Source organism: Acinetobacter sp. AYS6 (genome assembly GCF_025630795.1).
Lineage (GTDB): Bacteria > Pseudomonadota > Gammaproteobacteria > Pseudomonadales > Moraxellaceae > Acinetobacter.
Window position 1 is genome coordinate 101,128 of the sequence record NZ_JAOTNV010000011.1, and the last position, 15,044, is coordinate 116,171.

At 43.0% G+C, this 15,044-nt stretch carries 10 protein-coding genes; 2 read left to right on the forward strand and 8 right to left on the reverse strand.

All coding sequences use genetic code 11. From position 1 onward, the window contains the following. Window positions 1-79: 79 nt before the first annotated feature. The 4 genes from acnD to OD757_RS17215 form a co-directional block, all read right to left on the reverse strand. Window positions 80-2,686, reverse strand: coding sequence for a Fe/S-dependent 2-methylisocitrate dehydratase AcnD (gene acnD, locus OD757_RS17200; RefSeq protein ID WP_263032620.1), 2,607 nt, complete (start codon window positions 2,684-2,686; stop codon window positions 80-82). After that, window positions 2,686-3,843, reverse strand: coding sequence for a 2-methylcitrate synthase (gene prpC, locus OD757_RS17205; protein ID WP_004795430.1), 1,158 nt, complete (start codon window positions 3,841-3,843; stop codon window positions 2,686-2,688). The genes acnD and prpC overlap by 1 nt, the downstream gene beginning before the upstream one ends. 285 nt (window positions 3,844-4,128) lie before the next feature. Then, window positions 4,129-5,013: a methylisocitrate lyase gene (gene prpB, locus OD757_RS17210; RefSeq protein WP_004706036.1), complete on the reverse strand. Its 885-nt coding sequence runs from the start codon at window positions 5,011-5,013 to the stop codon at window positions 4,129-4,131. After that, window positions 5,006-5,716 (reverse strand): GntR family transcriptional regulator, encoded by a 711-nt coding sequence (locus tag OD757_RS17215; RefSeq protein WP_001153627.1) that lies wholly within the window; start codon window positions 5,714-5,716, stop codon window positions 5,006-5,008. Before OD757_RS17215 ends, prpB begins: the two co-directional genes overlap by 8 nt. 515 nt (window positions 5,717-6,231) lie before the next feature. Here OD757_RS17215 and OD757_RS17220 point away from each other — a divergent pair. After that, the gene (locus OD757_RS17220; RefSeq protein ID WP_013199242.1) at window positions 6,232-7,446 is read left to right on the forward strand and encodes an aromatic amino acid transaminase; all 1,215 of its coding nucleotides are present in this window, start codon (window positions 6,232-6,234) and stop codon (window positions 7,444-7,446) included. 48 nt (window positions 7,447-7,494) lie between these two features. On the opposite strand, the gene dld is transcribed toward OD757_RS17220, so the two are convergent. From dld to lldP, 4 genes are all read right to left on the reverse strand, one after another. Continuing rightward, complete coding sequence (dld, locus tag OD757_RS17225) at window positions 7,495-9,201, reverse strand: D-lactate dehydrogenase (RefSeq protein WP_263032621.1); 1,707 nt, start codon at window positions 9,199-9,201, stop codon at window positions 7,495-7,497. A 468-nt stretch (window positions 9,202-9,669) separates the two neighbouring features. Further along, window positions 9,670-10,815, reverse strand: coding sequence for an FMN-dependent L-lactate dehydrogenase LldD (gene lldD, locus OD757_RS17230; protein WP_263032622.1), 1,146 nt, complete (start codon window positions 10,813-10,815; stop codon window positions 9,670-9,672). Then, window positions 10,812-11,564, reverse strand: coding sequence for a transcriptional regulator LldR (lldR, locus tag OD757_RS17235; protein WP_002120807.1), 753 nt, complete (start codon window positions 11,562-11,564; stop codon window positions 10,812-10,814). The genes lldD and lldR overlap by 4 nt, the downstream gene beginning before the upstream one ends. Before the next feature lie 19 nt (window positions 11,565-11,583). Then, a complete protein-coding gene (gene lldP, locus OD757_RS17240) occupies window positions 11,584-13,251 on the reverse strand; it encodes an L-lactate permease (protein ID WP_263032623.1) in 1,668 nt (555 codons plus the stop codon). A 375-nt stretch (window positions 13,252-13,626) separates the two neighbouring features. On the opposite strand from lldP, the gene OD757_RS17245 reads away from it, so the two are divergent. Next, window positions 13,627-14,997 (forward strand): phosphomannomutase CpsG, encoded by a 1,371-nt coding sequence (locus OD757_RS17245; RefSeq protein ID WP_263032624.1) that lies wholly within the window; start codon window positions 13,627-13,629, stop codon window positions 14,995-14,997. Window positions 14,998-15,044 lie beyond the last annotated feature (47 nt).

The following is a 15,044-nucleotide window of genomic DNA, read 5'->3' on the forward strand; positions in this document are numbered from 1 at the left end:
TACACTGCATATATAGTAAAAACCCCATCATCAAGATAGGGCTTTTTTTAAACAATATCAATAATATTTAACTAAAGTATCAAGCCACTTGGCCTTCTAAAAAGTCTTGTGCAAAACGCTGTAATACACCGCCCGCTTCATATACAGAAACTTCTTCTTCTGTATCTAAACGGCAAGTCACAGGTACTTCAAGAATCTCTTCTTTACCATCCGCTGTGGCACGCTCAATAACCAAAGTTAAAGTCGAACGCGGTGCAATATTACCAATCACGCTGTAAAGCTCTGTACCATCTAGTTTTAACGTCTTACGGTTTACACCCGGTTTAAACTCAAGTGGTAACACACCCATACCCACCAAGTTAGTACGGTGAATACGCTCAAAACCTTCGGCCACAATCGCTTCAACACCTGCAAGGCGCACACCTTTTGCAGCCCAGTCACGACTTGAACCCTGACCGTAGTCAGCACCCGCGATAATAATTAACGGTTGTTTACGGTTCATGTAGGTTTCAATCGCTTCCCACATACGCATCACTTCACCTTCTGGCTCTACACGCGCTTTTGAACCTTGCTTAATGGTACCGTCTGAACGAACCACCATTTCGTTATAGAGTTTCGGGTTAGCAAATGTTGCACGTTGTGCAGTCAAGTGGTCACCACGGTGCGTTGCGTATGAGTTGAAGTCTTCTTCTGGTACGCCCATTTTGTGAAGGTATTCACCCGCAGCCGAGTCCATCAAAATCGCGTTTGAAGGCGACAAGTGGTCGGTGGTGATGTTGTCACCTAAAATTGCAAGTGGACGCATGTTCGCTAAAGTACGTGGTGCAGCCAACGCCCCTTCCCAATATGGTGGACGGCGAATGTAAGTACTTTGCGGACGCCAGTCGTAAAGTGGGCTCTTCGCTTGCTCAACTTCGCCCAAGTCAAACATTGGAATGTAGACTTTACGGAACTGTTCAGGCTTCACGGCTTGCTTAACTAAGGCATCAATTTCAGCATCAGATGGCCAGATGTCTTTGAGGTAAATCGGGTTACCTTCTTTGTCATGGCCCAAAGCATCTTTTTCGATATCAAAACGAATCGTACCCGCAATTGCATACGCCACAACAAGCGGTGGAGATGCCAAGAATGCTTGTTTTGCATAAGGATGGATACGACCATCGAAGTTACGGTTACCAGACAGTACTGCGGTTGCGTACAAATCACGGTCAATAATTTCTTGCTGAATGACTGGATCTAACGCACCAGACATACCGTTACACGTTGTACAAGCGTAAGCCACAATACCAAAACCAAGTTGCTCTAAGTCTTTTAGAACACCTGCTTCTTCAAGGTAAAGTGCAGCTGCTTTTGAACCCGGTGCAAATGATGATTTCACCCAAGGTTTACGAACTAAACCTAGCTCATTTGCCTTACGTGCCAACAAACCTGCTGCCACAGTGTTACGCGGGTTAGAAGTGTTGGTACATGAAGTAATTGCCGCAATAATGATTGCGCCATCAGGCATTAAGCCATCAGAACGGTTTTCAACAACACCCGCAATACCTTTTTCTTTTAGGTCCGCGGTTGAAACACGTGCATGTGGGTTTGATGGACCAGCAATATTACGTGTGACTGTCGATAGGTCAAAACGTAGTACACGTGGGTACTCTGCTTTGGTCATGTCAGATGCCCAAAGGCCGATTTCTTTTGCGTACTGTTCAACCAACGCCACTTGAGCATCTTCACGGCCTGTTAGGCGTAAGTAATCAATCGTGTTTTGGTCGATGTAGAACATTGCAGCCGTAGCGCCATATTCTGGTGTCATGTTCGAAATGGTTGCACGGTCGCCCACAGACATACTGTCAGCACCTTCACCAAAGAACTCAAGGTATGCACCCACTACGCGCTCTTTACGCAAGAACTCGGTTAAAGCAAGTACGATATCTGTTGCAGTAATGCCTGCCTGACGCTGACCTACAAACTCAACACCAATAATGTCTGGTAGACGCATCCAAGATGCACGGCCTAACATTACGTTTTCAGCTTCTAAGCCACCTACACCCACAGAAATTACGCCCAAAGCGTCTGTATGTGGTGTGTGCGAGTCTGTACCTACGCATGTGTCTGGGAATGCTACGCCATCACGCGCCTGAATCACCGGAGACATTTTCTCTAGGTTAATCTGGTGCATAATGCCGTTCCCCGCAGGGATCACATCAACATTTTTAAATGCTGTTTTGGTCCACTCAATAAAGTGGAAACGGTCTTCGTTACGACGGTCTTCAACAGCACGGTTTTTTGCAAAAGCGTCTGGGTCAGCACCGCCATATTCCACCGCTAAAGAGTGGTCGACAATAAGCTGTGTTGGCACAACTGGGTTAACTTTAGATGGGTCACCGCCTTTGTCGGCAATCGCATCACGCAAGCCTGCAAGGTCAACCAAAGCTGTTTGACCCAAGATGTCATGACACACCACGCGTGCAGGATACCAAGGAAAGTCCAAGTCCTGACGGCGTTCAATCAACTGCGTTAAATATGCAGTTAAGTTCTCGGCATCGGCACGGCGTACCAATTGCTCTGCGAGTACTTTAGAAGTATAAGGCAGTTTTTCGTATGCGCCTGGCTGAATATCTTCAACGGCTTGACGCACGTCGTAATATTCAAGCTGGGTGCCTGCCAGCGGTTTACGGTATTTTGTGTTCATTAACCACGCTCCGCCAATGGTTTAAATTCGAGGTTTTCAGGGCCTGTGTAGTTCGCGCTTGGACGAATGATTTTGCCGTCTTGGCGTTGTTCAATCACGTGCGCTGACCAACCTGCTGTACGTGCAATCACAAATAACGGTGTGAACATGGCAGTTGGAACGCCCATCAAGTGATAGCTCACCGCACTGAACCAGTCGAGGTTCGGGAACATGTTTTTCACTTCTTTCATCACTGCTTCTAAACGCTCAGCGATGAGGTACATTTTGGTGTTCTCTTGTGCTTCTGCTAAATCATGCGCCACTTTCTTGATCACTTCGTTACGTGGGTCAGAAACTGTATAGACAGGGTGACCAAAACCAATCACGACTTCTTTATTTTCAACACGTTTACGGATGTCTGCTTCTGCTTCGTCTGCGTTGTCGTAACGTTGTTGAATGACAAATGCAACTTCGTTGGCACCACCGTGCTTAGGTCCACGAAGTGCGCCAATACCACCAGTAATTGCTGAGTACATGTCAGAGCCTGTACCTGCAACCACACGTGAGGTAAATGTAGACGCGTTGAACTCATGCTCAGCATACAAAATAAGAGATGTATGCATTGCTTGAATCCATTCTTCAGATGGTTTTTCGCCATGAAGTAAATGTAAGAAATGCGCTGCAATTGAGTCGTCATCAGTTTCAACTTCAATACGACGACCGTTGTTGCTGAAGTGGTACCAATAAAGCAGCATTGAGCCTAGGCTTGCCATTAATTTATCAGCAATGTCTTTTGCGCCCGCTTCGTTGTGGTCTTCGTGTTCTGGCGTTAAGCAACCTAGCACTGAAACACCTGTACGCATCACATCCATTGGGTGTGCAGACGGTGGTAATTGTTCAAGTGCAGTTTTCAGTGCTGCCGGTAAGCCACGAAGTGCTTTTAATTTTGCTTTATACGCTTTGAGTTCAGCTTTGTTTGGTAATTTGCCATGTACGAGCAAGTGAGCAACTTCTTCAAATTGGCTACCTGCTGCAAGGTCAAGAATGTCATAGCCACGATAGTGCAAGTCGTTACCGCTACGTCCTACGGTACAAAGTGCTGTGTTGCCTGCAACTTGTCCGCTCAGTGCAACTGATTTTTTTGGTTTGAAGCCTGTTGTTGTTTCATTTGAGCTCATAAGATTGTCCTTTCCTATCTATCTGAATTTATTTATTAAGCACGACGGAGTCGTACCATTTTCACTTCTTATTTCAGGATTAACCTTCCGTTCGACCTACCTTACGAAACGATGTTTCTCATTTCGGGAAAAATAGGCAAAACCATTGTCATCTGCAAAACTCGTCCACAACCATCGAATATCCTATCTATCGCAGAACCAATTTTAAAAAATGTAGTCCTGTCTCAAACAGTTGCAGATGACGCCTCCGAGTATCAGATTCCAATTAATCAACTTTTTAATTTATTACTTCTTTTTAGCAAAAGCGTTGTCTAAGTAGTCTTCAAACGCATAGTAGTTAATGCGTTCATACAACTCTTTACGCGTTTGCATAATATCAACCACGTTCTTTTGCGTACCTTCTTTACGTAAGGTTTCATACACAGTTTCGGCTGCTTTGTTCATCGCACGGAAAGCAGAAAGCGGATAAAGCGCAAGGCTTACATCGGCAGATGCCAACTCTTCAGTGGTAAACAGTGGTGTAGAACCAAACTCGGTAATGTTTGCCAAAATGGGTGCACCTGTCTTCTGAGCAAATTGCTTGTACATATCAAGCTCGGTAATTGCTTCAGGGAACAACATGTCTGCACCCGCTTCAATGTAGGCACCTGCACGGTCAATGGCAGCTTGTAAGCCATCTACAGCCAATGCATCGGTACGTGCCATAATCACGAAGCTGTCATCACCACGCGCATCAACGGCAGCTTTAATACGGTCAACCATTTCTTCTTGAGTCACAATGGCTTTGTTCGGACGGTGACCACAACGTTTTGCGCCCACTTGGTCTTCAATGTGCATTGCCGCCGCACCAAACTTGATAAGTGCTTTTGTAGTACGGGCAATGTTAAATGCAGAAGCACCAAAACCTGTGTCAGCATCCACTAATAATGGAAGATCACATACATCGGTAATACGGCGTACGTCCGTCAACACATCATCAAGGTTACTAATTCCCAAATCAGGTAAGCCTAAAGAACCAGCGGCTACACCACCACCTGATAAGTAAATCGCTTTATAACCTGCACGTTTTGCCAAAAGTGCATGATTGGCGTTGATGGTTCCAACCACTTGTAATGGCTTTTCTTGGGCTACTGCATCGCGAAATAGCTGACCTGCGGATTGTTTAGCCATTGTTATGTTCTCCTTGTGCTTGTAGCAGTGTTTGCTCAATAATTTTGTAAGAAGCATTGATATGTCGATGCATGAGCAGCTCGGCAAGTTCGCCATCGCCCTCTGCAATTGCATCTAAAATACGGATGTGTTCGTCCCAAGCTTTGCTCGGTCGATCGGGTGTGTTTGAAAACTGAATTCGGTACATACGGATGAGGTGATAAAGCTCATCACATAGCATTTTTTCTAGGGTTTTATTGCCACTACTTTTGATAATGCAATAGTGAAAATCGTCCTGCCCTTCTTGCAAGTAATATCCTTTACCTGCTTTAAAGTTTTCATCTTCGGCATGCATACGCAATACATCACGCAGCGCCAAGATTTGCTTTTTATCAATATGCTGTGCCGCAAGTTTGCAGGCCAAACCTTCTAATGACGCGCGAATCTGGTAAAGCTCTTTAAACTGTTGCAGTGAGAGCGAAACCACGCGCGCACCCACATGAGCAGTTCGCTCAACCAAACGTTGCCCTTCAAGGCGGTGAATCGCTTCGCGCAATGGCCCACGGCTAATACCATATGTCCGCGCCAGTTCAGGCTCAGAAATTTTGCTACCTGCCGGAATTTGACCCAAAACAATCGCCGTCTGTATTTGTTTAAATACATTCTCGGTCAGTGTTCTTCCCTGACTTTGTAATGGCTCTGGTGCGAAGGTCAAATCTTGCATATTGTCGACAATTTTTAATCAATTATGAGTTTTATAGCGGTATGAATGAAAAAAATCAAGGTGATTGTTGACACTTTACAGAACGCATCAGGTCAATTTTTATCGTTTGGCCTGTTCTCTCACCTTATATTTATAGCATTACACCAATTTCAAATTAGCACTTATAAAACAATTACTTAATATTATTTTGCCTATAGATTTATGGCACTTTTTTAGTTGTTTTTCGACCGCTAATCTTTTGTTTCAAACTTTAGTCTACAACCAATGTATTACAGCAAGATTGTAGACAATCTGCTTGAATGAAAGCATGAGTTAGAAATTAGTATCTATTTACCGTAATTTCTTTTAAATCTTTTTATCATTTTCATCCAGAAAATATCGATATTAGTGAAATTATAAGGTGCTTCACGGTAGCTTTATTGATACATTATTGAGCATCGACATAGTTGTGGCGTATTTTTCGAGACAGAAAAAACCGAACACTATGCATATTGTTGAATGAAAGGACTTTTTTGATGTTTCAACATATCCCCCCATACGCAGGCGACCCAATTTTATCTTTAATGGAACAGTTCAACGCTGATACTCGTTCTGGAAAAGTGAACTTGAGTATTGGTCTTTATTATAACGAAGACAGTATTGTTCCTCAGTTAGAGACCATTATTGAAGCGCAAAAGCGTATCGAGCCTAAGAACGGTAAAACCAAACTTTATTTGCCAATGGAAGGCTTCAAACCTTACCGTGAAGCAATTCAAGCACTTTTATTTGGTGCAAACAGCCCAGCAGTAAAAGCTGGTCGTGCTGTAACCATCCAAACGCTTGGTGGTTCAGGTGCATTAAAAGTTGGTGCGGATTTCTTAAAAACTTATTTCCCAAATTCAGACGTTTGGGTAAGCCAACCAACTTGGGACAACCACGTTGCGATTTTCAATGGCGCTGGCATCAAGACTCATTTCTACCCATATTTCGATAACGAAACGCGTGGTGTAGATTTTGACGGTATGCTTTCAACACTTAAAACTTTGCCGGAGCAAAGCATTGTGTTATTGCACCCATGCTGCCACAACCCAACTGGTGCTGACTTAAACCCAGCGCAGTGGGATCAAGTGATTGCAGTATTAAAAGACCGTAACCTTATTCCATTCCTAGACATCGCTTACCAAGGTTTTGGTGATGGTATGGAAGAAGATGCGTATGCAATCCGTGCTTTAGACCAAGCGGGTCTAAACTTCATTGTGAGCAACTCGTTCTCTAAAATCTTCTCTTTATATGGCGAGCGCGTTGGCGGCTTAACTTTCGTTTGTGACGATGCAGAAGCTGCTCAGTGCACATTCGGTCAGTTAAAAGCGACTGTACGCCGTATTTACTCTAGCCCTCCTACAACAGGTGCTTGGTTAGTTGATGAAGTGTTAAATGACGCTGAACTTAACCAACAATGGCAAGGTGAAGTGAAAGAGATGCGTGAGCGTATTATTAAAATGCGTAGCATCTTGAAAGACGAACTTACTAAAGCATTACCAGACCGTGACTTTAGCTACCTTGTAAACCAAAAAGGTATGTTCAGTTACACTGGTCTAACTGCTGAGCAAGTAGATATCTTGCGTGAAGAATATGCAATCTACTTAGTACGCAGTGGTCGTATTTGTGTTGCTGGTTTAAACATGAACAATGTTTACACTGTTGCTAAAGCAGTTGCAGAAGTGCTTGCTAAATCAACAGAAGCGGCATAATACATCTATAAAAAAAGGCGCTTCGGCGCCTTTTTTTATGTCTCGATATTAAGATTTAGCTTTACCCCAATATTTCAGTTTTGAGGTATGCCCAATCCCCACATTAAAGCTATTGGTTGGGTCGAGTTTTTGGTAGAAATTGGCTAAGGCAGGTTTAGCAATGTAGAGATGCCCAACATTATGCTCTGCCGGATATTCAGCACGGCGTGCATCGAGTAACTTCCACATTTGATGTTCCATTTCTAATGGGTCATGTCCCTTTTTAAGAATATAGTCCTGATGGAATACATGACAAAAGAAATGCCCATAATAGAGTTTATGGAGAATTTTATTTTCCATTTCAGCTGGCAGTTGCTCCACCCACTCGCGGTCATTACGACGTAAAGCAATATCAAGTGCCACAATATCTTCAACTTCACTACGGTGCGTATCACGATAACGAATTGCAGCTCCTGCAATCGCAAAACGGTGTAAGAAGGCCTTTCGTCCTTCCTCTTCGCTACATACGAAATAGCTACCTGACTGATGCACTGCAAAATATTCTTTTAAAAACTGCTCGGTCTGAGCTTTTGAATTATTTTCAACACGTAAAACTAAATGGTGCTCATAACGGTCTCGATATTCCGTCATACGCTTAGGCAAATGACTCGGTAAAAAAAACGTAATCGCCTGTAAAATATGGTCTGTTAAGCCTTTAATTTTAAATCGTTCTAAGAAGCCATCGACTTTATCTTTCATGGCAAAAGCTTTTGGAACATTGGCTGTGCCGAACTTTTCAATAAATAAGAATGTGTCTTTTCCGTACTTTTCACCAATTAAATAAGCATCTCGGTGAATATATTCACCTGCAATCGGCAAGCTTGGTAGTGAGGTTAATAAGTAACGGCGAATGGCTGTTAAATCATCGGCATCATTAGTACCAATATAAAAGACATTACTTTCTACTTTTTCATAAGTATCAAGACGTACCGCAAACACACAGACTTTACCAGCCGAACCCGAAGCCTCAAACAAACGTGACGGGTCTGCATTAAAACGTGCGGGTGTATCTTCATCGACCTGAGTCACATCATGTGCATAGCGATGATCCGATGCCTGCTTTTCACTATCATCTAAAATATCTACTGCTTGGTATTGCTGTTTCTCTAAACGAGTCAAAATTTCTTCAGGAGTCGAGCCTAAATTCACCCCTAAATGATTCACCAGCTCTAGTTGACCAGCAGCATTCACCTGAGCATATAACGCCAATTCGGTATACGCAGGACCACGGCGTACCAAGGCGCCACCAGAGTTATTACACACGCCGCCAAGTACCGATGCACCTATACAGGATGAACCAATTACTGAATGCGGTTCACGGTCATAACCCTTTAAAATTTGCTCTAAATTATCTAAAGTCGCACCCGGTAAACAAATGACTTGCTTACCATCATGAATGACTTGAATTCCCTTTAAACGGCGGGTACTCATAACCAAAACAGGACGATCATAGTCATCGCCATATGGAGTTGAACCACCTGTGAGGCCCGTGTTGGCCGCCTGCATAATCACAATACAGTCTGCATCAATGGCAGCCTGCAACACTTGCCATTGCTCTAGCAAGCTCCCCGGCACCACCACAGCAAGTACTTTCCCCTCACCAAAACGTCGACCTTGACGGTACTGACGCGTGCTTTGATCATCGGTCAAAACATAAGAACGCCCTACAATATTTTGTAAGCGTTCGATCACTGCTTGAGGAGAAAATGTTTGCATGATGGTTTCCTTTTGGTCATCCATATCACTTTGCTTTTTTAAATTTAGAGAAACACGACGGAGTCTTACAGGGAAAACTTCGATGTAAGCAGCTCATTCTGTTACTTTGGTCTTGCCCTGAGTGGCGACTAAAGTCACGCAAGACCAAAGGCACTGTCACTTACAGAGCCTGTTCGGTGTATCCATTTTTCAAGTTATATTGCAAAAACAAAGCTTTGCTCATACTACGCAGGCTGTAAGTGACGCTTAGCACCAGCAACTAATCTCTAGGCGTTAGATTTAATTCAAATTGGCTACGCGTTGGCGGCAGGGATGCCGCTGTTTCGATGCGGTAGCAAGGACGTACCGTCATCGAAACAAAGGTTTTTGGTTACTTTTTTAAAAAAGTAACGTCAATTAACTACTTACATTGAACCTTTTCCGATAAGACTCCGCCGTACCGTTATCATCAAAGTTAATACGAAAATATTAGAGCTTCATCGCCTGTACTAAACAATCCGCATTAATATCCGAAATCGATTTCGCACCTGTGAGCGTCATCGCAACACGCATTTCCTTATCAATCAAATCAAGCAAGTTCGACACCCCTTGCCCACCTGCTGCTGCCAAGGCATAAACAAATGCACGGCCAAGTAAGACGGTATCAGCACCAAGCGCCAACATACGCACGACATCTAAACCATTACGAATGCCTGAGTCAGCCAAAATCGCCAAATCACCTTTGACCGCATCAGCAATTGCAGGCAATGCACGAGCAGAAGACATCACGCCATCTAACTGACGACCGCCGTGATTCGAGACCACAATACCATCTGCGCCAAAACGTACAGCATCTTTGGCATCTTCAGGGTCTAAAATACCTTTAATCACCATTGGGCCATCCCAAAACTCACGGATCCACTCAAGGTCTTTCCATGAAATTGATGGGTCAAAGTTCGAGCCTAACCAGCCAATATAGTCTTCAAGCCCAGTCGGTTTACCCAAATATTTAGAGATATTACCTAAGTCGTGCGGACGTCCCATTAAGCCGACATTCCACGACCAATGTGGATGGAACATCGACTGCATATAACGACGCATTGCAGCATTTGGCCCACTCATACCCGAATGGGCATCACGGTAACGTGCACCCGGCACAGGCATATCTACGGTAAACACCAGTGTTGAACAACCCGCCGCTTTTGCACGTTCCAAAGCATTACGCATAAAACCTCGATCGCGTAATACATAAAGCTGGAACCACATCGGACGGTTAATTGCAGGTGCAACTTCCTCAATCGGACAAACAGAAACCGTTGAAAGCGTAAATGGAATACCCTTTTTATCGGCTGCCATTGCGGCTTGCACTTCACCACGGCGTGCATACATACCTGTTAAACCTACGGGCGCTAATGCAACTGGCATAGACAAGGTTTCGTTAAACAGTTTTGTCTCTAAACTTAACGCTGACATGTCATTCAGCACACGTTGACGCAATGCAATTTCTGACAAATCTTGTACGTTATGCTTTAAGGTATATTCCGAATACGCCCCACCATCAATGTAATGAAATAAAAATGGAGGTAAGCGACGTTGTGCCGCAGCACGATAATCATTGCCAGAAGAAATAATCATTTTGAATCAACTCTATTTAAACGGTTTGCACGTTTCTGGCGAGCTTCGTCTTCATCCAGAGAACGCACATGATTAATCACAAATTCAATATGACCGCAGACAGCTTGGCGTGCGGCCTCGGGATCTTTACGATCAATAGCATCCATCACCTGAAAATGCTGCTCGCTGAGCAAGTCACCATTGACTGGGTCGTTATAAACTTTTTTACGCCCTAACAAGACGTTGTATTGCAGCAAATCAAACAGACTACGCATCATTTGAATCAGCACCACATTGTGAGATGCTTCGGCAATTGCTAAGTGAAATTCGGCATCTGCCACCGCGGCCTGTGCTGAGTCACCTGCATTTTGATGTCGACTAATTTCATTAAAATAATGATGGATTTTGGCGCGATCTTCAGGCGTTGAGCGTAATGCGGCATACCATGCCGTGCCACCTTCAAGTAATAACCGCGCCTCTTGCACATCAAAACGGTACAGCGGATCTTCTTCAATCAAGTTACTAATTGGGTTCACAATCAGTTGCTGTGGCCACTGTTCAGGTAACTGCTGAATATAAGTCCCATCGCCACGGCGGCTACTGAGCACACCTTGACTATTAAGCTGCTGAATCGCTTCACGTAAAGACGGACGAGAAACCCCTAAGCTCGTTGCAAGCTGGCGCTCGGCAGGTAGACGGTCACCTTTTTTCATGTGCCGCTCTTCAATTAATGCCTGCAATTTCATGACCACTTGATCGGAGATTCTCATCGCGTTTCCTTCACTGGAGTTATGGAATCATCCACGGAACCAGATAAGCCTGAACCGTAATAATGATGCCAACAAAGACAGTGAATATGATGCTATGTTTTACCGTGAAACGGAACAAGTCAGATTCTTTTCCCACCAAACCTACGGCTGCACACGCAATCGCAATCGACTGTGGAGAAATCATCTTACCTGTCACACCACCACTGGTATTGGCAGCAACCAATAACACTTCCGGAATACCAATTTGCTGCGCTGTGGTCGCCTGTAGTGCCGAGAACAAAGCATTTGAAGATGTATCTGAACCCGTAAGGAACACACCAAGCCAGCCCAAAAACGGCGAGAAGAAAGTAAACGCATGACCTGTATGCGATAGCGCCAAAGCTAAAGTTGCAGATAAACCTGAGTAGTTCGCAATAAAAGCAAAAGCCAACACCATCCCAATGGAGTAAATCGGTGTTTTTAACTCATTGAGCGTTTCACCGAACGTCGTTACTGCTTCACTCGCTTTCATTTTTAAGAAAATAGCAGTGATGATTGCGGCAATAAAAATTGCAGTCCCTGTAGCAGAGAACCAATCAAACTTATAAATCGCTTCATATGGTTTCATCTCTGACACAATCGGTGGCATCTTTTCGACCAATTTATGCAAATACGGAACTTCGATTTTAAAAATTAAATGTTCCAGTGCCCCATCTTTTGCAAATAATGCTTTAAACGGCTTAACACTCCAGATAGTGACCATCACTGTTAAAATTGCAAATGGAGACCATGCCTTAGCAATTTTCCCAATACTGTAACGTTGAACCGTTGTAGGTTGCTGAGTTAGAGTTTGGCCAGCTTCAGGTTCAAAACGAAAAATATGTTTTGGTTTCCAGAAACGGAACAACACAGTCAGACTAATCAATGAAGCGATTGCTGCCGTAATGTCCGGCAATTCAGGACCAATAAAGTTAGATGTTAGATATTGTGCAATCGCAAAAGCGCCCCCACCCACCAGTACAGCAGGCCAAGTTTCTTTAACACCACGCCAGCCGTCCATAATAGCCATAATCCAGAACAACACAATCAGCGTTAAAAACGGCAACTGACGGCCCACCATTTGGCTAATTTCCATGGTGTCCACACCGGAAACCTGCCCTGCCACAATAATTGGAATACCCATTGCACCAAATGCAACTGGCGCTGTATTTACAATCAAACATAGACCAGCAGCGTAAAGTGGTTTGAAACCTAAACCGACAAGTAGTGCAGCGGTAATCGCAACAGGAGCACCAAAACCGGCAGCCCCTTCAAGAAATGTACCAAAAGCAAAGCCAACCAATAGCATTTGCAAACGTTGGTCTTCGGTGATCGACAAAATGCTTGAACGAATAACTTCAAACTGGCCTGTTTTTACCGAAATTTTATATAGAAAGACTGCCCCAATAATAATCCATGAAATTGGCCATAGACCGTAGAAGAAACCATAAATGATTGACGCAAAGGCCATTGGACCCGGCATTTGATAGAAAAAGAGAGCAATCAATAATGCAATAATGACTGTACCCGTACCCGCAATACTGCCTTTTAAACGAAAAACCGCTAAAGCCAAAAAGAAGAAAATAATTGGGATTAATGCAACCGCACTGGACAGCCAAATATTATTTAAAGGGTCATAAAGTTGTTGCCACATATTGAGCATTGTCATCTCCTTGAAATGCCGGGGCGAATTTTTTGTACCTTAAAATTTTAAACATTTAACACAATTGGTATTACCAATTTAAATTTAAGTGCAAATGTTGTTCCATAAACTACAGATCGCATCATAAACATAGTTATTCGCAAGATCAATCATTAAATAACCATTATAATTGGTATGACCAATAGTACTAATTAAAATCAAGCCACTTCGAACTTAGGGTTTTATTTATTAGACTAAAGTCGTAAAAATCTTTCTTATAAATTTAAATCTGAGCTACAGAAATGAAGCGTAAAACTTGAATATAAAAACTATAAACATAATCATTTATTGAGAAATGTATAATAATGCTCAAAACTTAAATCATTTGTACTGAACTGAATAATGACTACTTTAACGTGTTTTAAAGCCTACGATATTCGAGGCAAACTCGGCACCGAATTGAATGAAGAAATTGCCTATAAAATTGGTCGTGCTTATGGACAAATCTATAAACCAAAGACTGTGGTTGTAGGTTGTGATATTCGTCTAAGCAGTGAGGATTTAAAACAAGCGACTATCCGCGGTTTAAATGATGCGGGTGTGAATGTGCTTGATTTAGGTATGACAGGAACTGAAGAAGTTTACTTCGCCGCTTTCCATTTAGATGTACAAGGTGGCATCGAAGTTACTGCAAGTCATAACCCAATGGACTATAACGGCATGAAATTGGTTCGAGAAAATGCTCGTCCAATTAGTGCCGATACAGGTCTAAAAGAAATTCAGGTTTTAGCAGAATCCAATAACTTTGAAGAAGTTAGCCAAAAAGGTACAACGCAAAGTTATAACATTTTGCCTGAGTTCGTTGATCACCTAATTACCTATATCGAACCTGCAAAAATCCGCCCCCTTAAATTGGTGGTAAACGCAGGTAATGGTGCAGCTGGTCACGTGATTGATGCCATTGAAGAAAAATTTAAAGCGCTTAACGTACCTGTTGAATTTATTAAAATTCACCATGAAGCAGATGGTACGTTCCCGAATGGGATTCCTAACCCAATTTTAATTGAAAACCGTGACAGCACCCGAAATGCTGTAATTGAGCATCAAGCAGATATGGGGATTGCATGGGATGGCGATTTTGACCGCTGTTTCTTGTTTGATGAAAAGGGGCAGTTCATTGAAGGCTATTATATTGTTGGTCTATTGGCTCAAGCTTTCTTGATCAAACAGTCAGGTGAGAAAATTGTTCATGACCCACGTTTAGTGTGGAATACGTTTGATATCATTAATCAATACAACGGTGTTGCCGTACAGTCAAAATCTGGACATGCATTCATTAAAGACGTTATGCGTGAACATAATGCCGTATATGGTGGCGAAATGAGTGCCCATCACTATTTCCGTGATTTTGCTTATTGCGACAGTGGCATGATTCCGTGGTTACTCACTGTTGCCCTACTTTCTGAAACAGGACAAACTCTTTCAACACTCGTTGAAAATATGATTACCAAGTTTCCTTGTAGTGGTGAAATCAACTTTAAAGTAGCTAATACACAAACCACTATTCAAAAGATTTTCGATTTCTATGCTAATCAAAATCCACAAATTGACCGTACCGATGGTGTAAGCCTTGACTTTGGCACATGGCGTTTCAATGTACGTGCTTCAAACACTGAGCCTTTACTGCGTCTCAATATTGAAAGCCGTGCAGATCGTCAAGCCCAACCAATGCAATATTATGTAGATGAGTTGACTGGGTTAATTCAAAGCTAATCAGAAATAAAAAAGGAGCAATTTGCTCCTTTTTTATTGTTATTTAC